At 49.8% G+C, this 22,193-nt stretch carries 15 protein-coding genes and 1 pseudogene; 1 reads left to right on the top strand and 15 read right to left on the bottom strand.

Annotation, left to right across the window (positions count from 1 at the left end; translation table 11 throughout):
* Nucleotides 1-22: 22 nt before the first annotated feature.
* Nucleotides 23-1,087, bottom strand: a complete 1,065-nt coding sequence (locus tag ACYVHB_RS27610; protein ID WP_461055122.1) for a Gfo/Idh/MocA family protein — start codon at nt 1,085-1,087, stop codon at nt 23-25.
* A gap of 123 nt (nt 1,088-1,210) precedes the next feature.
* On the opposite strand from ACYVHB_RS27610, the gene ACYVHB_RS27605 reads away from it, so the two are divergent.
* Nucleotides 1,211-2,080, top strand: coding sequence for an AraC family transcriptional regulator (locus ACYVHB_RS27605; protein ID WP_461055121.1), 870 nt, complete (start codon nt 1,211-1,213; stop codon nt 2,078-2,080).
* Nucleotides 2,081-2,578: 498 nt separating this feature from the next.
* On the opposite strand, the gene ACYVHB_RS27600 is transcribed toward ACYVHB_RS27605, so the two are convergent.
* The 14 genes and pseudogenes from ACYVHB_RS27600 to ACYVHB_RS27535 all read right to left on the bottom strand — a co-directional run bounded on the left by ACYVHB_RS27600 (nt 2,579) and on the right by ACYVHB_RS27535 (nt 22,178).
* On the bottom strand, nt 2,579-5,155 hold the full coding sequence (locus ACYVHB_RS27600) for a glycoside hydrolase (RefSeq protein WP_461055120.1): 2,577 nt from the start codon (nt 5,153-5,155) through the stop codon (nt 2,579-2,581).
* Nucleotides 5,156-5,242: 87 nt separating this feature from the next.
* Complete coding sequence (locus ACYVHB_RS27595; RefSeq protein WP_461055119.1) at nt 5,243-6,187, bottom strand: SIS domain-containing protein; 945 nt, start codon at nt 6,185-6,187, stop codon at nt 5,243-5,245.
* Between the two features lie 66 nt (nt 6,188-6,253).
* Nucleotides 6,254-7,174 carry a DMT family transporter gene (locus ACYVHB_RS27590; RefSeq protein ID WP_461055118.1) on the bottom strand — a complete coding sequence of 307 codons (921 nt, stop codon included), beginning with the start codon at nt 7,172-7,174 and terminating at the stop codon, nt 6,254-6,256.
* A gap of 101 nt (nt 7,175-7,275) precedes the next feature.
* Nucleotides 7,276-8,208 carry an ROK family protein gene (locus tag ACYVHB_RS27585; RefSeq protein WP_461055117.1) on the bottom strand — a complete coding sequence of 311 codons (933 nt, stop codon included), beginning with the start codon at nt 8,206-8,208 and terminating at the stop codon, nt 7,276-7,278.
* Nucleotides 8,209-8,387: 179 nt separating this feature from the next.
* A complete protein-coding gene (locus ACYVHB_RS27580; RefSeq protein WP_461055116.1) occupies nt 8,388-9,005 on the bottom strand; it encodes a phosphotriesterase family protein in 618 nt (205 codons plus the stop codon).
* 31 nt (nt 9,006-9,036) lie between these two features.
* Nucleotides 9,037-9,213, bottom strand: a pseudogene (locus tag ACYVHB_RS27575) (phosphotriesterase family protein); the annotation flags it as partial.
* A 548-nt stretch (nt 9,214-9,761) separates the two neighbouring features.
* Complete coding sequence (locus tag ACYVHB_RS27570) at nt 9,762-10,568, bottom strand: sugar phosphate isomerase/epimerase family protein (protein ID WP_461055133.1); 807 nt, start codon at nt 10,566-10,568, stop codon at nt 9,762-9,764.
* 128 nt (nt 10,569-10,696) lie between these two features.
* A complete protein-coding gene (locus ACYVHB_RS27565; RefSeq protein WP_461055115.1) occupies nt 10,697-12,034 on the bottom strand; it encodes a Gfo/Idh/MocA family protein in 1,338 nt (445 codons plus the stop codon).
* A 112-nt stretch (nt 12,035-12,146) separates the two neighbouring features.
* The gene (locus ACYVHB_RS27560; protein WP_461055114.1) at nt 12,147-12,524 is read right to left on the bottom strand and encodes a hypothetical protein; all 378 of its coding nucleotides are present in this window, start codon (nt 12,522-12,524) and stop codon (nt 12,147-12,149) included.
* A gap of 127 nt (nt 12,525-12,651) precedes the next feature.
* Nucleotides 12,652-13,704 carry a phosphotriesterase family protein gene (locus ACYVHB_RS27555; RefSeq protein ID WP_461055113.1) on the bottom strand — a complete coding sequence of 351 codons (1,053 nt, stop codon included), beginning with the start codon at nt 13,702-13,704 and terminating at the stop codon, nt 12,652-12,654.
* A gap of 134 nt (nt 13,705-13,838) precedes the next feature.
* Nucleotides 13,839-15,293, bottom strand: a complete 1,455-nt coding sequence (locus ACYVHB_RS27550) for a RagB/SusD family nutrient uptake outer membrane protein (RefSeq protein WP_461055112.1) — start codon at nt 15,291-15,293, stop codon at nt 13,839-13,841.
* A 23-nt stretch (nt 15,294-15,316) separates the two neighbouring features.
* The gene (locus tag ACYVHB_RS27545) at nt 15,317-18,535 is read right to left on the bottom strand and encodes a SusC/RagA family TonB-linked outer membrane protein (RefSeq protein ID WP_461055111.1); all 3,219 of its coding nucleotides are present in this window, start codon (nt 18,533-18,535) and stop codon (nt 15,317-15,319) included.
* A 248-nt stretch (nt 18,536-18,783) separates the two neighbouring features.
* Nucleotides 18,784-21,039, bottom strand: a complete 2,256-nt coding sequence (locus ACYVHB_RS27540; protein ID WP_461055110.1) for an alpha-galactosidase — start codon at nt 21,037-21,039, stop codon at nt 18,784-18,786.
* A 140-nt stretch (nt 21,040-21,179) separates the two neighbouring features.
* Nucleotides 21,180-22,178, bottom strand: a complete 999-nt coding sequence (locus tag ACYVHB_RS27535; protein ID WP_461055109.1) for an aldose epimerase family protein — start codon at nt 22,176-22,178, stop codon at nt 21,180-21,182.
* Nucleotides 22,179-22,193 lie beyond the last annotated feature (15 nt).

Here is a 22,193-nt window from a genome sequence, read left to right as displayed (position 1 = left end):
CACTCAGTAAAATCGGTTTTAGTTAAAGTGGAATACCTCCTCGTTCACTGGACTCATAAGCGGCCTCAACCAACCGCATAGTCTGGTACGCGCTGTCGATGGAGTTAATCAGCGTTGCCTGTGAGCCTTCAGCGTACCCCATCAGATTGGCCATCGAGCCAATGAACGCGTCGGGATACCAGGTTTTATCCAGCGTGAACGACTGCCATTCGCCTGACCGCTCACCGTGAAGCAGATTGACCTCGAATGTATCAGTTGCGCCGGTGGGAAAGTCGATATTTTTCCCCATCGTATGGCGAATTGCCCCATCGGTACCCTCCCATTTAATGAAAGCATCCTGGTATTTAGGACCAAACTCATGACCGTGATTCGTCGTGATAAATGCCTGAATCAACTCGCCATAATCCAGAATAATGGTTGATCGGGTAGAAGCCAACTGCATCATCTTGGGATGTTTGACGGTTTTGGCATACACACTGACCGGATTACCCAGAAAGTACCGCATCAGGTCCATGTAATGAATACTGTGATAGAGCATCTCCATCCGGGGGATACCGAACAAAAACTCCCACAGGTGCCACGGGTGCCAGATGTTCATGCGAATTTCGATGTGGTGCAACTGGCCGATTTCCCCCGCGTCGATCAGCCGTTTGGCGGCCAGTATGGCTGGAATAAATCGCTTCTGGAAATTCATGGCGGCCGTGAACCCTTTTCGGCGGCATAAATCGGCTAAGAAACGGGCCTCTTCAAGCGTTGTACCCAGTGGTTTCTGAATCAGCACGGTAGCACCGTCGGGCAGAATAGGTAATACATCCGGGAGAGCCTTTGCCGGGACTGCTACATCAAAAACGCCGTTAGCAGGCGCATTACGAACCAGATCATCCAGCGAGTGGGCCACTCGTTCGATAGTAAATACGGTAGACAACGCTTCTGCTTTCTGCGTAACCGGATCATAAATACCAACGACGGGCCACCCGGCTTTTTGGTAGGCGGGCAGGTGAGCGTCGCGAACAATGGCCCCCGCACCAATCAGAATGATCGGGCGTTTTTTTTCCGGCAGTGCAATCGAAGTATCAGGTTTAAGCACGAGTGACTTAATTCAGGGTGCAATTAACTGGACTTAATCGAGCTATTTTTTCACTCAATACGCAAAAAATGGTACTAAATTCACCTATCTTCGTTTCAATCAGCCCACTTAGTGCGACTACCTATGAAACCTGCTCTGTTACTGGTGCCATTTCAACCGGCCAAGTCATTTAGCATTCAGCAGTTTTGTGTACCCTACTTTTATACCCACTGGCATTATCACCACGAAATCGAACTAACCTTAATCTGCGAAGGAACCGGTACCCGGCTGGTGGGCGATAGTATCGAAAATTTTACCCCCGGCGACTTAGTCCTGATGGGGGCCAACCTGCCCCATATGTGGCGCAGTGACGTTGCTTACCATCAGAACACAGATGGCTTAGTGGCCAAATCCATCGTTATTCATTTTCGGGAAGACTTCTGGGGTACGCCGTTTCTAACCTTGACCGAGATGAAGCCTATCCGTGATCTATTGGAACGCGCTAAACGGGGTCTTAAAATAACCGGCCACACCCAGCAGCTCGTCAGTCAGAAGATGGGCGAATTCGTCACTACCGAGGGGATTCATCGGGTAATAAAACTACTCGATATTCTAAGTCTCGTAGAGGAGTCAAGTGATGTAGTGATGCTATCCAGCGCTGGGTTTTCGCATTCTTACACCCAGATTGATGCCCAGCGTATGACTAAGATCTACGAATACATACTCAATCGATACAATCAGGAAATCACGCTGGAAGAAATTGCCGCCGTGGTTTACATCAGCCCAAAATCGTTCTGTCGCTACTTTAAGAGTAAAACACACAAGACGTTCACGCAGTTTGTCTCCGAAGTTCGGGTGGGACAAGCTTGCAAACTGCTCATCGATGATAAAATAAGCATTGGGCAGATTTGCTATGAAGTTGGCTTTATGAACCTATCCAATTTCAACCGGCAGTTTAAGGCTATAACAGGCCTTACCCCGGCTCACTATCGGAAAGCGTATATGGTAGGGTGAAGCTTCAAGCCGTCACTCCTTATTATATCCTGATAAATAGTAGTGATTATCGGCTTACAGTAATGCTCCGTTTCCCCCAAGCAAAAATAGTTCGATAAACTCTCGTCAGGCTTCTAATACAGGTTATGTCGCGTTTTCTTTACACAACTTACCTGTTTTTATCCTTACAGGCCCCTCCTATTCAACCGGCCGTTTTCGTCCAATAAAAAGGTAATCAATGTTATTTATTGGCCTCAGTAAACGGCTATCGATTAATGATTTGCCTCAAGATTAATCGTCAATGAAATCGTTCAGGAAACTCTCCGAATAATTTCAGCTAAGACAGCGTGTTACTAAACCGTCGCTGCTGTCATGAGTTAACTGCTCCTGCATTTTCGCATTGGAAGGGCGGCTAGTCCGGTGTAAGAAGGGTGGGTTGCCAAGTTCAGTTGCAAGGTGACCAGTGCTCGTATGCCTTCTACAAACTTAAAGGCATACGAATAACTCGAGGAACGCGGCTCAATGGGAATTTCCATTTAAAAACAGCCTGAACGTATGCAACCGATTATGGCCCAAAACCGTATTAAGTTTGCCTTTTTCAAGGGGCAGTGTTTGGTCGTCTGTTTCAATATGCGTTGTGCTGAACCCTTTTTCGAGGGGACTGGCAGCTGAAATCGTGACTGGCTTATTTTCATTCGCCACATTCCAGACACGCATCACAACGCCTTTATCAATCCCCTCTTCGGCTGGTTTTAACGCCCAGATCACGGCATCCGGGTCAGAAAACGATAAGAGAGAAAACTGCTTTTCATCATAGCCCGAACCTCCATACACTGCCTGCGCGATTAACGGATTTTGGTGTTCTAACGAAAACCGCATGGCTTCGTTCGATTTAAAGTGGCCAGTGTGTGGTTTTAAGGCAAAGAAATGCTCGAAATAAGAATCCCCATCCTGATTAATCATACCCAAGGCATGATCGATCTGGCCAGCCGCCAGTACATTTAGTTGAGGCGTATTGTCATCTAACATCGTATTGGTACTCTTACCTACTTTCATAAAATACGCATCCCGGTTAGAGAGGATAATGCCGTTGCCAGCATCCGACATGTCCGCAAAATGATTCATTGCTAACCAGTCAAACCGACTCGCGGTGTCTGCATAATGACCGCCGTTCGTGCTAGACTTGACGTGCAGAATGGCCCCTGCTTCTTCATGCCAGGTATCCGGTTTAGTGAGGTTTAGCGAAAAGGAGTAGGTAACCGCTTTGGCATCCAGATTTTGAGTAATGTAATTTTCTAGTTCAATCCGGTCGCTATTGCTAAAGAGGGACAATTTAGTTGTGTGTTTAATCGGTTTATAAGATGATGCCACGAGCGTAGCCGATACCGACCCCTTATTTTCTATCCTAATTTTTTCACCCTGATTGCCTAAACCAGAACCTAAATCATTGACATACAAATTATCAATAGCCTTAATGCATTCTCGATTGCTCGACTTATCGATTATACTCGTGATAACACCCTGCGCGGTGAACTTCAATTTATAAAATCTATTCTCAATTGTACTATCCGATACGACAAGATTCGTTGGGAAAACAGTTGGGTTTGTGGTTTTCTGTATCTCAAACACTTTATAGCCTAAAGAAGGAATATTGGGCGCTAAAATTCGGAGATAGGGTTTATCTTTTTTCTTAATCAATTGAAATAGAACTTCTTTATTCTCTGTTTTATCAATAACCCGGATTGATGTTAAGCCACTGTAGGGATAATCGCTGTAATCGGTTCGGGGCCAATTCAAGGGATTGAACACATAAAATGACTCCGTAGCGCTTTGGGGTTTTTGAATTAACTGGCCCAGTCGTTTCAGCGACCGGTTGTACAGCGTATCCACATAACTGATAAAGGTAATCGCGGTTTTCTTTTGCCAGTCTGCCCGTTGTTTGCGGGTAATATGTGGCCCATCGGCCGTCCAGTCGTGTTCAAAATACATCCCGCAGGCCAGCCAGGCTTTTTCTTTTTGGGTGGCTAAATCAGTCGCAAATGTTTTATCCTTCAAGGCGACCAACGTGTAGACCGCTTCGGCCGTTCGTAGCTTTTCGACGGCCCGCTTTACCGATGCCGATACCTCGGCCAGTGAGGCAAAACTATTGCCCCATTCGGTGCTGCCATACGAGATGGTTTCAGTCGGTAACGAAGTACCATACTGTTTTTCAAAATCTTTAAAGAAGTCCAGTTCATTGGATACGATGACCTGGTAAGCTGAATCTGACTTCTCCCTGGCTATTTTGGGGAAATTACTGGTGAGGGTTTTCAGGTCGTCCCCCCCTTTGCCAAAAGCCCCAGCGATTGCGTACGGGTAAATAGGATCATTCATCAGCGCTTTGCAGTCCGTGACCGCATTGGCCTGGTGCGAGGCTTCCAGGTACGTACCCAGATTATAGCGATACTCTTTCCGATTAGTGATCATGGATGGATTGACCGAGTACCACTTCATCAATACTTGTTGATCGTCTAGGCCTTTGTACCAGTACATTTGATGTTTGTGCCGGTCGAGGCCCGTTACTTTAGTCGCGCAGGCACATACCCCTTTCCAGGAATACTTAGCACCCGCACCGGCCCACAAGGACGACAAACCCAGGGGCAACACCTGATCTTCCATATTCAGGACTAACGACAAGTCCAGGCCGTATTTTCGGTTCAATGAACCGGCGTAATACATATCCCGCAGGGTAGCTTCGGCGGGTGCTGCTCCTAATAAAACAATCATTGAATTGAGAGGCACGGTAATCTTTCCATCTTTAATCTGTTTTATGAGTTTGTCAAACTGGGCTGCCGGACGGGTTTCCCGGTAGTTATACACCCAATAAGAGCCATCGCAATTCCATTTGCTTTGCAGGTTATACGGCAGATGAGCCGTCGAATCATTGAGCTTAATATAATAATCCAACATCTCAGAAAAAGCCTTTTTATAAGTTTCTTCATCGCCTGTCCACATAAAATCGGTATGGTCGTCGTTCGCCAGGTATATCTTTTTCGGCTGTGCCTGAAGCGATAGCGTTAAGGATATTAAAGACAGAATGAGAATAACTGTTTTCATGTCAGGTTGAAATGAGTAGGCTTTTCGTTCATGAATACAACGACTCAGCCTTTATTAAGAATTAAATAAGTAAACTATTCCTGCGTATTAGGCCGCTTGAATTACTTCCGTGATTTTCCCACCAACCACAAACGTATCGCTGATACCTAACTTTACAGACAGGTAGTACGCTATGAAATTGAATGGGATGATCGTATGGAGAATCGAGAAGTTCTCCTCAAATGGTCCGGCGATCCGGTCAGGAGCCTCAACCGTGAACACATGCGCTCCTGCCTTGGCAATCATCTTTGACAACCGAAGGGTCCGTTCATAGGCTTCACCTTTCGCCAGAATTTGAATGACAATGCTGTTTTTGGCGGTTTCTTTAGGGCCATGATCGTACTGAGCCATGGGCAACCCATGAAATGCCAGCTTCGTACTTTCGCTCAAAATAAGGGCCGCTTCGTACGCTGTAGCGATGTTAGGACCGCTCCCCGTAACGTACATACTGTGAATATTATGCTGATTCAGCACCGAGAATATGTCGTTGGCCAGTTGTTCACCAAGTTTTCTGTAGTGATCAAACTTGTCGGCAATCAGCGCAACCGACGCTTCGGGCGAGAAACCAAAGCCTTTAAACAACGCCACCAACGTATTGACGTAGGTTTTTGAGGATGAATAGTGCTCTTCGCCAGCCAGGATGGGCAGTACATGAGCCACGTTTGAAGCGGTACATAATTCGCTATCGGTGTAATTGGATACGGCTATGTAGTGCTCAAACAAGTTCCGGCACCAGAGTACTTCACTACTCCGTCCTGACTGGGATAATAGTACTGCCAACGAATCTTTTTTACCCTTCGATAAATAATAAACGTATTCCGAAGCCAATTCAGGGAAGATAGGCAGGCCCATATACTTAAACGCCAAGGGGGCAAAGTACGACGATCCCATACCCAGGTAAGGAACATGCAAGGGTAATGATTCGATTGAACTGGCGAGTACGTCATTGGCTCGCGCAGGAATTTCCAGTATTTCCTTCAGGACTGAGTTCATGGATGGTTGGCTCTTGAGACAAACCTATAAGGGTTTGAAACCGCCATCGCGGTTCGGCTTATAGGTTTAAATAATGACAGTTTTCGATTCTGGTTTGGGCTTTTCATACGAAAGCGTCAACGCCCCAATACTGGCCAGCAAAATGCCCAGCGATTCGATAACGGATAGACTTTCGTTGAGAAAAATAATTGCCAGCACAATCGTGAAAACGGGTTGCAAGGCACCCGCAATAGTGGTTACTTTGGAGGCTTTTCCTTCGGCACTGTAGGCCGCAAAACTGGCTAGTACGCCTAAGCCATTGAGCATGCCCGCCAACAAACCGAGTACCACTGTTTTCGTAGACATCACAAAGTCAGCCCAGCCAAACATCACAAACAGGAGGGCGATCAGTACCGAAGAGACGATAAAACTCACATACGATCCTTCGGCTGAAATATAGTTAGTTGTCTCTTTTTGAGCGGCGCTAAATACCCCCCAGAAAAACAACGCTACCAGCGAATACAATAGCCACTGTCGCAGGCCGATAGTCTGAAAAAAAGCGGTGGGGTTGTCAAACAACAGGGATTCACCCGAAAGCATTACGACGGCCGGGATGGCCAGCAGTATACCAATCGCGTTTATCCAGCTGAGTTTTTCCTTGAAAACCAGCAGGGCAATACCGATGGTCACTAGGGGATATAAATTCGTCACCGGAATCACGATAGCGGCTAGCCCACCCGTCGTAAAGGCCTGATAGACGGCTACATTGCCTATTACGGCCAGCACACCCGCCACCAAACCCCATAAGATACCTCTGCGATTGGGGATTACCGTTCGGACTTTTTTGATTACCAACGGCAGCGTTAATAACATCCCTGCGCTAAAAAGGAGGTGATTTGTAAATGGGCTAACATCATCCGAAATTAGTTTAGCTACTACGCCCCAGGTCCCCCAGAAAAAACCGGCTGCTACTGAGTACAAAATCCAAGCTTCAGGTCTATTCCTCATTAGGTGTCTTTTAGCTGTGTATTGACGTCGAAGGAGCGTTTGGGTTGATTGATATTGTCACAGAAAAACGCTGTGGTTTCGGTATCGCCGTCTTAACCTATTCATTTGAATAGAGCAGCACTACCTACTATCCCCGCTTGTTCATCCAGTTGAGAAATTACTATTGTAGTTTTGTAGGCTTTAAATGGGCGGAGTAAGTTGGGGGTGTAAAGCTTACCCGTTTCATTTTTGCCAAAACCGGCCCGTAATCCTTTGGCAATGCCTCCTCCCAACACAATCCTGTCGGGAGCGTATAGATTGACGTAATTGTCGATACCGGTTTTCAAGTAGCCAATATATTCCTCCACGATGGCGTCGGCATCAGGGTTGCCAGCCTGTTTCTGGTTGAAAATAGACTCCGCCGTTATCGGCGTATTCGGGTACTTTTGCTGCCAATTAAAACGGGTTGCGATTCGCCCGATCCCTTCCCCAGATACGAGTGATTCCAGGCAGCCCGTTTTCCCGCAATAGCAAACCGTATCGCTGGTTATGATGGTCAGATGGCCACCCATATGGGCAAAGGGCAAAGCGCCATCGAGCTTACCGTTGATGGTGAAACCAATACCTAAACCGGTGCCAAGCGTCAAAACCAGCACGCGGCTAAAGCCCTTTCCCTGCCCGTAAATGGCTTCGCCAAGCGCTACTGCATGGGCATCGTTATCGAGCAAACAAGGCAAATCGTGTTGTTGCTGGATGATACTACGTAGTGGATAGTCTTCCATAAATTTCAGAAAGCCGTAGGTCGAATCCACCATTCCATCGGCAAAGACAAAGCCCGGCACGCCAATGCCAACGCCCAATAAACGGTTCCGTTCCAACGCCGCTTTATCCTTGAGCTGACGGATCGCTTCACCAACGTGTTGTAGAAATCGGTCACCGTCTTTGGTTTCGGTTGGCGTAATGAGCATAGCGTCCACCTGCCCGGTTTCCAGATTTACCAGACCGATTTTGGTTCGTGTTCCCCCAATGTCGATACCGATTGCGAGCGTTTTCATGGCGAGGATTAGTTTGCCAATTGTATTCGATACGTATTAATAGAATCAGGGGAAACTCAACCTGCAATTACTTGCTCAATGGTTAAAAATTGTTTTCAGTAAGGGCGTAAACGCAACGCAGTTTTTTAACCCCTACCGAATTCTCTAATGAAGCCAGTGCAGAGCGGAAATACCTGACTTTATGACCACGTAAAAAGCCGTTGGGGGTTGCCAATCAAGAACTTATCGATTGTTTCTTTTGATATTCCTTTCTCTTTCATCCAGGGAACAACCTTGCGTATCGGGTAAGAATAAGTACGGTCATTGCCATCCTCGTTGGTATCGCCCCATAATATTTTTATGTTTCCGTTCTCAAATGTCCAGGTCAGGTCGATGGGTGCCACCATCCGGTCGTCATATCCTCGCTTGGTTAACTCCTGAATGATAAGGCCCAAATCCGTTGGTTTCGTATGATTCCAGTTGCCGAAATTATTAAAGCTGAGACTGCTTCCCTTGTCAACCACGCCCTGTAAATAATCTATTTGCTGTTCTACACTCCTACCACTCCACCCAAACGTGGCTTCCAATTGCGAGAAATAACAGTGTTTCAGGTCGGCCCCAGCTTCATCCAGTATTTGCTGCTGTTCGGCACAGCCGCTCACCGCATGGGTACAGATGGTCAGGTTGTATCGTTTTTGAACACGGGCAGCAGCAATCAACAAATTCTTCTCCGCCGGTGTAATGGGTAATCGCTTGGTTGCTACCTTGATGACACCCGGACGGACGAACGAGCGTCCCCTGAAGCCCTTCCTCAACATCTTTCCTCATCCGATTTTCAAAATCAGCAACCGTCATGGATTGCTGTTCCTCTTTCAACACATAGAATCCAGTACAGCAGACCACCTTTATGCCGGTGGCCAACGAAACCTCCCGTATCCCAGCTACATCGTCGGTCGGTCCTACATCAACAATCGTTCGGAGGCCCAGTGCTTTTGCTTTGTTCAACTCATTGACGGCGAAAACCATACTTTTATCCCGTTGTGCCGGATCTTTCGGCAGCACAAAATGTTAATGAACGCTCGTAATACCCATCTAATCCGGAAGAATCTCTCCCGTTGCGGTAGGAATTTTTCTGGGGAGCACCATACCCCCGAAATTCATCCGTTTATCCTGACCCACGAAGGCCATAGGAGCGGGTAATAGTAGTGCCAATGAGCCAGCACTGACGGATTTCATAAAAGTTCTACGAGTCAGATAGTTTACCCCGCTGTATACTTGCGAAATAGGGATTAGCATTTTTTGTATTGTTTTATGGTTCGTGGTCTAAAAAATTCCTACTTGGCCAGACATACCGCTGCCAGGTTGGGCCATTTCTCAACCTGCTGCCGGGCTACAGCAAAACATACCTTTCTAGTTGGAAAATCACCTGTTGGGTGGTTGGGCATCTGGAGATAGGCGGGAGTATTTGGGAGATGACTGAAAATGAATACGGTGGTGTCTACAACCGGCTCAGTATAGTAAAAGACGTTACGGGCCTCTATATTGCTGCCTAAACACAACTCTGACACCAGCCGTCAGTTTGACAAACTTCTCAGGTAAACGATAGTCTGTGGTACCTGCGTAGCATAGCTATGACTTTCGTCCTCGATGTAGTAATGTTCGATACCTGATTTTTTAGCGGCTCTCAAAATGGCTGGTAGGTTCAGTTGACCCGTTCCTAATGCCACGTCATTCTCCACCGGTGTGCCGCCCGACAAGTTACCCGTCACGCCCTTCCGCAGGTCTTTGAGGTGCATGAGTTTGTATCGTTTGGGATATTTCTCAAGCAACGCAACCGGGTCTGCTCCCGGAAAAAACGCCCACAGAATATCTATCTCGAAACTCACAAACTGCGGGTCGGTGTTTTTCACAATGTAGTCATATAGCGTACCGTTCTCGTATTTCTCGAATTCATAACCGTGGTTGTGGTAGCAGAACGTAAGGCCAAAATCGTCTCTCAGCTTCTTACCCATCTGATTAAAATCAGCCACCGTTTTCTTGGCCATATCGAGTGTAAACGACCCTACGTGTGGTACCCAGGCCACGCGAACAAATTGCGCGCCGAGGGCTTTGGCGTTTTGCCCGACTTCGGCTGTTTTGTTGAGCGCATCGCCGTAGCTCACCCCAAGTGATGAGCATTTCATGCCCCGTTCATCGAGAAGTTTACGGATATCACCGGCTGTTTTGCCGAACAGATTCGAGAACTCCATGTCGGTCACCCCCAACGCTTTGATGGTGTCGAGCGTGGCCACCATATTTTTTTGAAAACTGTCCCGGTACGTGTACGATACCATGCCGGGCGATTTAAATTGAGCCTGAGCCGGACCGGAACTCAGTAAAATGACAAAAAATAAGGCAGCATTTTTCACGATAGGCAGTTGTTTTCAGTAATTTACAAAAGTCATAAGTCGAGCCGGGGGTAACTCTTAAGTACTGACCCGGCTTATGGCGTTGATTGACTTTACGAAATTTACACCCGAACGTTCCAGCCTTTATCGTATTCCCGGCCCCAGAGCTGCATTGCTTCCCTGTCGTTCTGAATGTGGCCGTTTTGTGGATCACAGGTTAGCGCACGACCCACCCGATACGAAATGTTGCCCAACTGTGCAATCAGCGTCGACTTGTGGCCGTTCTGGATTTCGCCCGTTAGTTTAGCATCGCCCCGAATTGTACTGACAAAGTTCTGTAGGTGGGTGGCATCTAATTTTTCGAGCGGGCTGACCGTATTCGTGGCATCATAAGGCGTGTCATCTTTCACCTCTTTTACCAGCTTGTCTTTCTGATCGTAAATACTGTAGCTATTCGCGCCGAGGTAGACAACTGTTCCTTTGTCACCGTAGAAAATTACCCCCCGACCACTGCCTTCCGAGTTAAAGCCATTGCAACTCCGGCCCTCCCAGGTCATAGCCGTATTGTTGCCGAAGTTAGCTGTAATGGTTTGGGTATCGGGCGTTTCCCAGTCATCCTGAAAGGCAAACCGCCCGCCTGCCGACACCACTTTGGTTGGGTAATCAACGCTTAGGCCCCAGCGCATCACATCAATTTCGTGGGTGCCGTTATTGAGTGCTTCGCCGGTGCCCCAATTCCAGAACCAGTGCCAGTTATAAGGCACAACATTATCTTTGTAAGCCCGGTGTGGGGCTGGTCCCTGCCAGAGGTCGTAGTTAAGGGTAGCTGGCACTGCCGTTGCGTTGCCCTTGCCAATGGGTTTCCGCCAGTTGGTGTACCAGCCTCGCGCAAAATAAACCCGGCCAATGGCCCCCGCCCGCAACTCTCCAACCAGAGCGTTGACGTTGCTGAACGAGCGTCGCTGACTGCCCATTTGCACCAGCCGTTTGTACTTGGCAGCAGCCTCAACGGCCATTTCGCCCTCATGGGGGTTGTGGCTACACGGTTTCTCGACGTAAACGTGCTTGCCGGCTTGGCAGCCCATGATGGTGGCGGGGGCATGCCAGTGATCGGGGGCAGCAATGGCCAGGGCATCAAAGTCCTTCTTCTCCAGCAGTTTGCGGATGTCGGTGATGCCCTGAGGCCGTTTGCCGGTCAGCTTCTCGACCTCAGTTAGAGTTTTGTTCAGTACATTCTCATCCACGTCGCAGATGTAGCCCACCTCGACGTTGGGTAATTTAGCGAAGGTTTTGGCCAGAAAAGCCCCCCGGTTGTTGGTACCCATGATGCCCAGTACGACTTTATCGTTGGGCGAACCGGTAAAGAATCCCCCTGCCGACAAGGATGGGGAAAGCAGCAGGCTGGTGCCCGCGACGGAAGCCGAGCGGAGAAAGTTTCGGCGATTGGTTAAATCTGTCATGTTATTTATGGTTAAAATAGCTTTTGATTATGGTCTGTCAGGTTGATATAAAGGTCATCGAGTACAAAGTGTGTAGGTTGCAAAAATTATGAACTAAAGGTATCGGGCATTATCAACTGAACGTAACCGGAAAGACATGAAACTCAGCTAAAACAATCATTGAATTGAGCGGCACGGTAATCTTACCGTCTTTAATCTGCTTGATGAGTTTATTAAACTGCGCAGTCGGGCGGGTTTCCCGGTAGTTATACACCCAATAGGAACCATCGCAATTCCATTTGCTTTGCAGATTATACGGCAGAAGAGCCGTCGAATCATTGAGCTTAATATAATAATCCAACATCTCAGAAAAAGCCTTATTATAGGTTTCTTCATCGCCTGTCCACATATAATCCGTGTGGTCGTCGTTAGCCAGGTATATCTTTTTCGGCTGTGCCTGAAGAGCGAAGACGAAGGTTACTAAAGAGAGGGTCAGAATATCTGGTTTCATGGTAAATATGAAAGTGAAGCGATGCGTGAGACTCGGTATCATTTAGCGATTGAAGAAGTAGTCTTCTGCATCTTCTTGGCCATCCTATGAAAAAGCTGGGCCTCTGGTCAGTTATGCCAAATCATACCTACGAAAAGTACGTCTGAGGATTAACCATAAAAAATACGTCAATCTCTTTGGCTGAGAATCCCGCTTTCAACAGGTTAGGCACGGCATCCGTCAGGGCATACGCATAGGTTTTGCTTTTCGTTTGAGGATGCTTTTCCTCCACATTGGTTAGGATGACACCCTTCTGCCAAAACCACAAACTATCCATGGAGGTCATTACTTTGGCGGCATAGCCTTTATCGCACAAGTTTCTAATCAGGTACACCAGTTCTTCCCACGGCGTATCAAAATCATAGCCGAAGTTATTAAACAACAAGCGGCCTCCTTCGCTCGCAATCTGAACCAGATTTTCGCTCATTTGCTCCAGAGATCGCCCTTCCCAACCAAATTTTGCTTCCACGTGCGAAAAAAACAGTTTGTCGGGAGTAGCGCCGTACTTCACTAAATGGTCAAATTGGCGCCGTACGCCCGCAACGGCGTGGGTGCCGATGGGCGTACCCAGTTCCTTATTCACCTCAGCAGCCACCTTAAAAACCATCTTTTCCCAGTCGTTCATGACCGCCCGCCGGGCGGCCACTTTGATGAGGCCCGGTTTTATACCAGTCCCGCCAATTCCCTCGGTTAACTCCTTGATTACGTGTTTTTTAAACTGCTTTTCATTCATATCCAGCAGCCACCTGGGCATGACATGTTCCTGGTAAGCACCAGTGGCTAAAATGATATTTACCGATACCCGTTCCTTAATGGCCTGGTGCAGCGTGATGTCGCGAATGGGAGATAGGTCAATAATGGTGTTTACCCCCACTCGCTGGGCATCATTGATTAATTTTACGGCATACTCAACAGTTTCGGCCCGCTTATCCTGGGGAGTATCCCCCCAAAAAATATGCTCGTGCATGAGCGTAAAGCCAAGGTCTTTTACGGCTACATTGCCCTGCAAAGTGGACACCTTTTTCAGACGGTGTGCGCCTGTTTGGGCACCGGCAGGAAGCGGGTTAGCCGAGGGTAAAAGCGGAAGGGCCACAGGCAATAACCCGGCTTTCGCCAGGAAACTTCTCCTTGATAGCTCCATTTGGTTTTTATGGTTGATGCGTAGAAGGCCCGGACTACCGTTAATGTGTTTGTTCGTCAGACCCGGACCATCTCAAACATGCGGGTGAATGTGTGACTGATGGCAACGGGTAAACTACGGCCCGATTGTTGCGATTAGTAGCCTGGGTTCTGTTTGATCTTTGTCGGGTTCACGTCGATTTGGTTTTGAGGAACGGGAAAGAGCGTCTGATGGCTTTTAATCTGAAGCACTGTACCGCCCGATGTGATGTTGTTTTTGGTAAAATACTGATTTAGCGTGGTTGACACCGTGCCAGTACGAACCAAGTCCCACCACCGGTGCCCTTCAAAGCATAGCTCTACCCGACGTTCCTGAGCCAGGGCGTCGCGCATGATTGCCTGCGTCAAATTAGTTTTAGCGTTTAGCCCAGCCCTGGCCCGAACCAGATTCAATTGGGTTGCTGCGCCCGATACGTTGTTTTGCTCATTCTGGGCTTCGGCATACATCAGCAAAACATCCGAATAGCGCAGGACCGGCCAGTCATTGTCGGCATCGCCAGCAGCAGCCCCTGGATCGGCGTATTTACGGGTATAAAGCCGGGTTGTTCCATTCGTATAGGTATAGGTCGCAATCGAGATGTCTAACCGTTTGTCGCCTTTCTCAAAGCTGTTGAGCAGGTCGATGGTAGGCACCAGTACGCCAGTGGCTCCATTGGCAATGGCTGAGCCTGAGCTTTCGGGAGCGAACAGGGTATTGAAAGGCGAGCCTTCGCCATTGGTGCGTTTGTACGCCACCGCAAAAATGATTTCCTTATTGTTCGCATTGTTGGTGGCAAACACATCGGCGTAATTGGGCAGGAGGGCATACGCATTTGTATCAATCACTTTTTTAAGTGCTTTCTCGGCTTCGGCGTAGTTCTTTAAAGTCAGATATACCGTTCCTAACAGCGCATTGGCCGCTCCGCTGGTTGCCCGGCCCAGATCGGCAGGGCCATAGGTAGCGGGCAGGGCAGTAGCGGCTTCGGCCAGGTCTCTAATAATCTGGTCATACACTTTAGCCGCCGGGTCGCGACCGTACTCAAAGGATTCTGCCGACGATAGTTCTTTCAGGGTTAAAGGCACATCGCCAAAGGTTCTGACCAAGGTAAAGTAAAAAAGTGCACGAAGAAATTTCGCTTCACCGATGATCCGGGTTCGAGTAGCCTCACTCACGGTAGCGCCGGCGATTCGGCTCAGAACAGCATTGGATCGATAAATACCTGCGTAGGCATCACTCCAGCGGGCATTCAATACATCAGAAGCTCCGGTGCCTCCCGTTGTAATGGTCAGGTTATCAAAGTCGCAATAGCCGGTGATGCAGGCCCCTGATACGGTTGAGGCATCATCAGAGGTAATGTCGGCAAAGATGTGTTCCCGGCCAAAGAGACCATTTCGCTGTAGTACCGAGTACGTACCGTTCATGGCATTGACCATGTCGGCTTCCGTTTTGTAAAAGTTGCTCGTGTAAGCAGACGTAACCGGAGCCAGGGTAATGTATTGGTCGCCACATCCACTCGCAAGCAGCAGCAGGGAGGAGACCGAGGCCAGTTTTAGTATATTGGTAGCAATCATGTTCGTAAGGATTAGGGTCGTAATTAAAAGCCGATGTTAATGCCAAAGGTGTAGGTTCTGGCCAGTGGGTACGTGCCGTAGTCGATACCGGCCACCGATGGCGATTCTCCGTTTTCCAGATTGGATACTTCCGGGTTGTAATTGATGTAGCTGGTCAGGGTAAAGAGATTTTGCCCAGACAAGTAGATCCGACAACTGCTCATCCGGGCTTTGCTCAGTAGACTGGCCGGTACGTTATAGCCAAGCGTCAGATTGCGTAAGCGCATGTACGACGCATCATACACCCAGGTCGAGTTAAGCTGTGTGTTTCCACCCGTATTCTGGGCGTTGGTATATACGCGCTGTACCGTTCCGTTACCCGGTTCGCCAGGCGATTTCCAGCGGTCATTCGTGAAGGAATAGGCGTTGTAAATGGCCGTGTTGACGCCAATAAAGCGGTGCAGCAACGACAACGCCTTGTTCCCCTGCGAACCCTGAAAAATGAAGTCCAGATCAAAATTGCTGTATGACAATTTACCATTGAACCCAAAAATGAAATTAGCCTGATTGGTCCCCAGCGAAACCCGGTCGTTGGCCGTAATTTTGCCGTCGCCATCCACGTCTTTAAATTTAAGGTCGCCCGCTACGCTTCCTCCCGATGCCCACTGTGGGCCTGCATTAGCCTCATCGGTCGTTTTGAATACGCCCACCGCCTGATAGCCAAAGAACTGCCCAAAGGGCTGACTCACTTCGGTTTTAACACTTCCGGAGGGAATCGTGACATAAACCGGGGCATTGGTTTCGCCGATGCGTAGCACTTTATTCCGGTTGGCGGTCAGGTTACCACCCAGACTCAATTTTACGGGGCCGTTCAGGATGCGGGCATTGAGATTCAACTCGATACCCTTGTTGCTGATGTCACCAATGTTGCCGAGGTAGGAACTGAAACCACTCACACCGGGAACGGGGCGGGCATAGAGCAGATTTTCGGTGGTGCGGGAATACCAGTCCAGATTGAGTTGAATCCGCTCCGCCCACAGCCCCAGATCCAGGCCAATATCCGTTTGTCGGTTCGTTTCCCAACTCAGCGAATTGTTCTCTAAGTTGGCCGGAGCCAGTCCATTGGTCAGCGTTCCGGTGCCGGTTCCAAACACGTAATTATCGCGGCTGATTAAGCCCAGCGAGGCATAGTTGCCAATGTTGAAGTTCCCCGTTACACCATAGCTACTCCGGATTTTTACGGTACTCAGAACCCGATTATTCCGTAGAAACGGTTCTTCAGAAAGGAGCCAGGCGGCCGACACCGACGGGAAAAGTGCCCATTTGTTGTCGGCGGCAAATCGGGAGGAACCATCCCGACGGAGGGCCGCCGTCAGCAGGTATTTATCCTTGTAGCCGTAGTTGACCCGCGCCAGGTACGACAACAGCGACCATTGTTGCTTGTCGCCGGTGCCGTTCACAACCGAAGCGGCCGTCACGTATTGAACCTGATCGTTGGAATAGGAGCCCACCTGCCCCGTGGTTCGGGTAAACTCCTCCGTATATTTCTGGGCAGTGTACCCCGCCAGTGCCGAAATCCGGTGATTACTGCCCAGTGTTTTGGTATAGGTCAGGATGTTTTCCCAAACGTAATTAATGCCCCGTCGGTCCTCGTGCCGACTGTCGATATTGGCCAGGTTTCCTGTTGGATAGGCTGGACTTAATGCAGGCGAACCGCTAAGCGAAATGGTTGAAGGACGATAATAGTTCAACCATTGCGTACGCCAGTCGTAGTTCAGGCTGGTGCGAAAACTAAGCGCGTCAGAAATTTTAAAGTCCAGGAAATTGCCGCCCAGCAAACGGGCCGACTCCGAGATGTTTTTGTAATTGGGATTCTCAAAATACTGAATCGGCGAGGTAAAGTCAACTGGAAGTCCGTTGGCAATCAGATCGGGATAGCCCACGATTTGTCCGTAATACCCATCCGCATTTTTGGGTGCAATCCAGGGCGGGAGCGACAGAGCGGTTGTTACTATGGCCCCCGTGTTCCAGTGCCCATCGGTAGGCACCAGTTTCTCTTTCGCGTAGCTCGGCGACAGGCTCATACCCACTTTAATACGGCTCGATAGCGAAGCCTCTACATTGGCCCGCAAGCTATACCGGTCGAAACTGGTCGTTTTAACAACCCCCGCCTGTTGGAAGTAGTTGCCGGAAATGTAGTAGGTTACTTTGTCTGTTCCGCCCTGCGCCGACACCTGGTAGTTATTAACCGGAGCCGACTGAAATATCTCCCGCTGCCAATCGGTATCGGGCAAACTGCCGGGGTTGTCCAGAATGGCGGGGTAGTTGAACCGTTGGTTATTGCCATTGCCCGCTATGGATCGGCTACCATTAGGCGTTGCTGGATTCCCACCCGCCCGCAGCCATTCCTGGTTCGTGGTTTCTTTGACATACGCAATGTTTTCGTCCCGGTTCAGCAGGTCAACGTATTTCGACACCTGCTGAATACCCGTGTAGTAATTCAGCGTAATTTTTGCCGCGCCCGATTTCCCTTTCTTGGTCGTCACGATAATGACCCCGTTGCCACCACGCGAGCCGTAGATGGCGGCTGATGCGGCATCTTTTAGGATGTCCATCGACTCAATGTCAGCGGGATTAATCAGATTAAAATCATCCGCACTGTTGAGCGGCAGACCATCGACTACAATGAGGGGTGTATTGCTGGCATTGAAGGAGCCATTGCCCCGAATCCGGACAACGGGGTTGGCACCGGGCCTGCCGTTTCCCTGGGTTATCTGAACACCGGCTACCAGGCCCGCAATGGCGGTCAGGCCATTGTTGGCTACGACATTCTTGATTTCGGTGGCTCCTACCGACGCAACTGCTCCCGTCAGGTCTTTTTTTCGTTGGGTGCCATACCCGACCACAACGACCTCGTTCAGCGACTTTTGGTCCGTTTTCAGGCTGATTGTTAAATTACTACGGTTGCCTACTGCGACCTCCTGTGGTTCGTAGCCCACGAATGAAAATACCAGTATGCTGTTTCCTGCCGGGATACTGATCTGAAAGTTGCCATTCTGATCCGTATTCGTACCCTTGGATGTGCCTTTTACAATGATGCTCACCCCCGGCAACACCTGCCCGCCATCGTCGGTGACGGTTCCGTTAATTACCTGGTCCGCTGGAGCCAGGCTACCCGCCGGATGAATCGGTTTGGGAACGCCAGCGTGGGTAAGACTGGCAAATACCATCGCCACACAAAACGGGCGGATTGTAAAGCGCATAACTTTCCAAATTTGGGCGCGTACTGGGTTTATCATAGTTTTATTGGTTTTTGTTGGGAATTGACAAAGACTCCTCTGCCGAGGAAAGCTGGTTTCGGGCCAATCGACAGAGATAATTCGGAGCCGACGGTGCTGGACACACTGTCGGTTCTTTGTTTACACAATTGACATTCGTTAGTAGACCATAGGCAATAAGGTAGTTAGATAGGCGGGTAACCGTTGGAGGAATGTACAGTCATCAGTATAGGCTACTGTTTAGTCAATTCGATAATCTCCTGACTATAAGGCTGAAGCTGAAGCGATAGCTGTCCGTTGATGAGATTCTGCCCCGAAAACGTACCCAGTTCCCGGCCCGAAAAGCGTAGCCGAACGGCATACCGTTTATCAGGAAGTACCCAGGGGATGTTGACCACCCGTTGCGGTTGGCCGCCACGACCTCGCAACACGACGACGGCCCCCGAACCATCTTCATTCAACTTACCCCACCAATGCCAGTCCGTATCGGTCGGTGCCGGTACCCCACTGAACTGGAAGTGACTGTATATGGCGTATTTCCGTTGTAACTCGTCCAGTAAATCAAAGCACTGTCGATACACCCGGATGTTCTCTGGGGTGAGTGAGGCCAGATCACCCGCATAAACGCTCGGTACGCCCATCAGCCAGCTACAAACCTGACGGCGCTGCACCTCCGCCGAGAGACTCCCCCGGTGATTAACCGTAGCAGCTGCGTAATATTCGATGCCATACAGCGGCAAACCCCGGTAGGCATAAACGCGGGTTCGGGCGTTGAAGCAGCCTTCTAACAGTTTCGCCCGTAGGCTGTCCGGATTGTCCGGCCACGCCGGTGTAAAGCGTTTTTTTCGGGGACCACTGCCCGAATAATCGTTGGGCGGAATGTGGTACGCCAAACTGTGCTTGAGAGCGGCCAGATCGCACGGTGTACCGGGTGTGCCCCAATAAATCTCATGGGTCAGCTCCTGAACGATTTCCGGGGATGCTTGCCGAACCTGATCCAACGCGTCGAACAGCCCGCGAAGGCCCCGAAGTAGTGATTCTTTGTGCGTCCGGCTGTCGTGGTTGTAGGCGATGTCGCCAAACTGAATGTTGGTCAGGTCCTGTTTAAAGTAGGTAACGCCGTACCGGTCCCGAAGGTCCAGCAGGTCACTAGCGTAAAAACTACGCCACGAGCTGGCAAAACTCATTGCTAACCCGTCGCCCCGCCTGACTCTGGGCAAACTATACCCATCCGGTATTACCTCAAAATCGCGGGAAATCGCCGGATTTCGATAGGAGGTGACCCAGAAACCAAGCGTCAGCTTCTCCGCCCGAATGGCGTTGCAGGTAGCTAGAAAATCGGGGAATTTAACGGGGTCCGGGCGCGTGGTGGGCGTTGCTCCGTTGCTGGGGTCCTCGCTCAATCCCCATCCTGCATCCAGCAGCATTCCCTTAAAACCGATCCGACTGGCTATTTTTGCCATTCGACGCATGCTGGTGTCGGCAATGAGCGCTCCGAAATTAGACCAGCTACACCACAGCGGTGTGTGCGTCAGCGAGGTTGCGGGTAACACCCCGACAATACGCCGGAGAAAACCCTGAAACGAACGTTCTACGGTACGGTCTAAGGGCGTTGACAGGCCGGAAGGAGTTTTCACGACGGGTCCCGCATACCCATACAGGAAGACCGGCTCCGAAACGAACGTTTCCTGCGGGCCGATGACCCACTCGAAATACGCTGGGGCATAGCCCGTACGGCCCGTTGAATCTAATCGGCGCAGGGCAGAAGGCACCTCGCTACCGACAATGACCCCCGCCGTTTTTTGGGCGTTACCAAAACTACGCGTACTGGTTGAAGCTCCAAATTCGGAGGGGGTCAGGTCAGTCAGCGACCGGTATTCCTGACGGATCTGGCTGTTATCGAGTAGGAGATCGTCAATTTTCAGCCAGTGTGATCCCGAATTGCTGATTTCAACCCACTTGCGGATGGCCGGGTGTCCTTCATAAATTTCGTAGTACTGCGTGATCGTTAACCCAGACTGCCGGGTGGCCTGTAGGGTCCGCGTCCGCAATGTAAGCCGCGTTACACCGGTGTGGGGCTGACTGATGGTATAGCCAAGGTGGTCGAACGGACTGCTCCAGGAGTCCGCCCGCAGCTGCTCTGGATGCACCCAGCGAATGGCTTGCCGAACAAAATCACTTTTACCATCAATCTGCAGCGCATCGGACCAGGTTTTTTCGGTTGCCAGTTGGGTAATTTCCGTTTTGGCCGTATCGCGAATTCCTTCGGGTTTGACATTAGGTTCGGCCAGATGCACACTGAGCGATAACTCGGTCGATTGACTGTCCAGCAGACTAATTCCGTTCAGGGACAGCTTGTCGGTCCGCAGCGTAGCCCCGTTTATCGATAAGGTGCGCTGAAGTATTCCCGCACGAATAGTGATTTGATTGTCCCGAACCGTAATCTGATAAAGGGCGGCTGGTGTTTGGGCCAAAGCGGATAAACCCATCCATAAAAAAAGCAGGGAAAGCCAGCACATCGTTGTCGACCTGACAGCAAAGGCTACCAGGGAAGAACAAAAAGCTGTGGCAATAAACCGGCGCATCATTTCAGGAATTCGTTTAAGTAGTTGATTTGGAACCAGGAAAATCACACGACATCAAACTGATACACGGTTGTTTGCCGGTAGACTTCTTCCGGCTCCAGTAAAGCGGACGGAAAATTGGGGTGATTTGGTGCATCCGGATAATGCTGCGGTTCCAGGCAAACCCCGGCGAAAGGCCCGAAAGGCGCAGCCAAAAACTGGCCGCTGTACACCTGTAGGCCTGGGGCCGTTGTGTACACCGTTAGCCGCCGACCACTGTCGGGGTCATACAGGGTAGCGGCCTGGCAAAGACAGGCATTCGTATCCAAGCAATAATGTAAGGTCGGGTTCGATTCTACAACAGGCCCTAACTCCCTCCCCTTTCGTAGGTCAAAAAGGCTTCCATCAACCGGCACAGGTTCCAGGGGCAAGTGCCGCTCGTTCAACGGCGTATAGGTTGAAGCCGCCATAGTTAGGATATGCTGCCGCACATCCTGTTTGCCACCCGACAAATTAAAATAACTGTGATTGGTCAGGCTGACCACCGTTGGCCGGTCGGTTCGGGCAACATAGGCTACGATTAATTCATTTTGCTCCGTCAGACTATAGTGGATGGTTACGGATAGGTTTCCCGGATACCCTTCTTCCCCGTGCGGACTGGTATAGGCCAGGCAACGTTCCGGCTGATGAGTATTGACCGTTTCGACAGCGCTCCACGTCTTTTTATTGAATCCGGCAAATCCACCGTGCAGGTGATTCGTCAGCTTCTCTTCGTTGATGGTTAGCTGAAGCAGGTCATCGCCAAGGAGCAAAAGCCCCCGATCAATTCGGTTGGCGTACCGGCCAACAGTGCAGCCGATGTAATACGGGTCGTCCTGGTAGGAAGCCAGATCGAGATAGCTCAGGACAACATTCTCCCGGTTTCCCTGCCGATCCGGCACCCAGATTCCAGTAATGGTTGCCCCAAAATTCGTCAGTGAAATCCGCGTTCCTGCCTGATTTTGCAGCGTATACGATTGCACTTCCCCGACCGTTGCTGGCATTATTTCAATTGAGCTGGCCATTCTCTTCCGATTAGT

Source organism: Spirosoma arcticum, from assembly GCF_054779955.1.
This window is presented reverse-complemented; position numbering and strand designations above follow the sequence as displayed.

Bases quoted from the DNA above. Each gene is read 5' to 3' on its own strand.
- ACYVHB_RS27600 (WP_461055120.1), bottom strand. From the start codon at position 5,155: ATGAAAACAGTTATTCTCATTCTGTCTTTAATATCCTTAACGCTATCG.
- ACYVHB_RS27555 (WP_461055113.1), bottom strand. From the start codon at position 13,704: ATGGAGCTATCAAGGAGAAGTTTCCTGGCGAAAGCCGGGTTATTGCCT.
- ACYVHB_RS27585 (WP_461055117.1), bottom strand. From the start codon at position 8,208: ATGAAAACGCTCGCAATCGGTATCGACATTGGGGGAACACGAACCAAA.
- ACYVHB_RS27565 (WP_461055115.1), bottom strand. From the start codon at position 12,034: ATGACAGATTTAACCAATCGCCGAAACTTTCTCCGCTCGGCTTCCGTC.
- ACYVHB_RS27535 (WP_461055109.1), bottom strand. From the start codon at position 22,178: ATGGCCAGCTCAATTGAAATAATGCCAGCAACGGTCGGGGAAGTGCAA.
- ACYVHB_RS27560 (WP_461055114.1), bottom strand. From the start codon at position 12,524: ATGAAACCAGATATTCTGACCCTCTCTTTAGTAACCTTCGTCTTCGCT.
- ACYVHB_RS27540 (WP_461055110.1), bottom strand. From the start codon at position 21,039: ATGGGTTTATCCGCTTTGGCCCAAACACCAGCCGCCCTTTATCAGATT.
- ACYVHB_RS27595 (WP_461055119.1), bottom strand. From the start codon at position 6,187: ATGAACTCAGTCCTGAAGGAAATACTGGAAATTCCTGCGCGAGCCAAT.
- ACYVHB_RS27590 (WP_461055118.1), bottom strand. From the start codon at position 7,174: ATGAGGAATAGACCTGAAGCTTGGATTTTGTACTCAGTAGCAGCCGGT.
- ACYVHB_RS27605 (WP_461055121.1), top strand. From the start codon at position 1,211: ATGAAACCTGCTCTGTTACTGGTGCCATTTCAACCGGCCAAGTCATTT.
- ACYVHB_RS27580 (WP_461055116.1), bottom strand. From the start codon at position 9,005: ATGTTGAGGAAGGGCTTCAGGGGACGCTCGTTCGTCCGTCCGGGTGTC.
- ACYVHB_RS27550 (WP_461055112.1), bottom strand. From the start codon at position 15,293: ATGATTGCTACCAATATACTAAAACTGGCCTCGGTCTCCTCCCTGCTG.
- ACYVHB_RS27545 (WP_461055111.1), bottom strand. From the start codon at position 18,535: ATGCGCTTTACAATCCGCCCGTTTTGTGTGGCGATGGTATTTGCCAGT.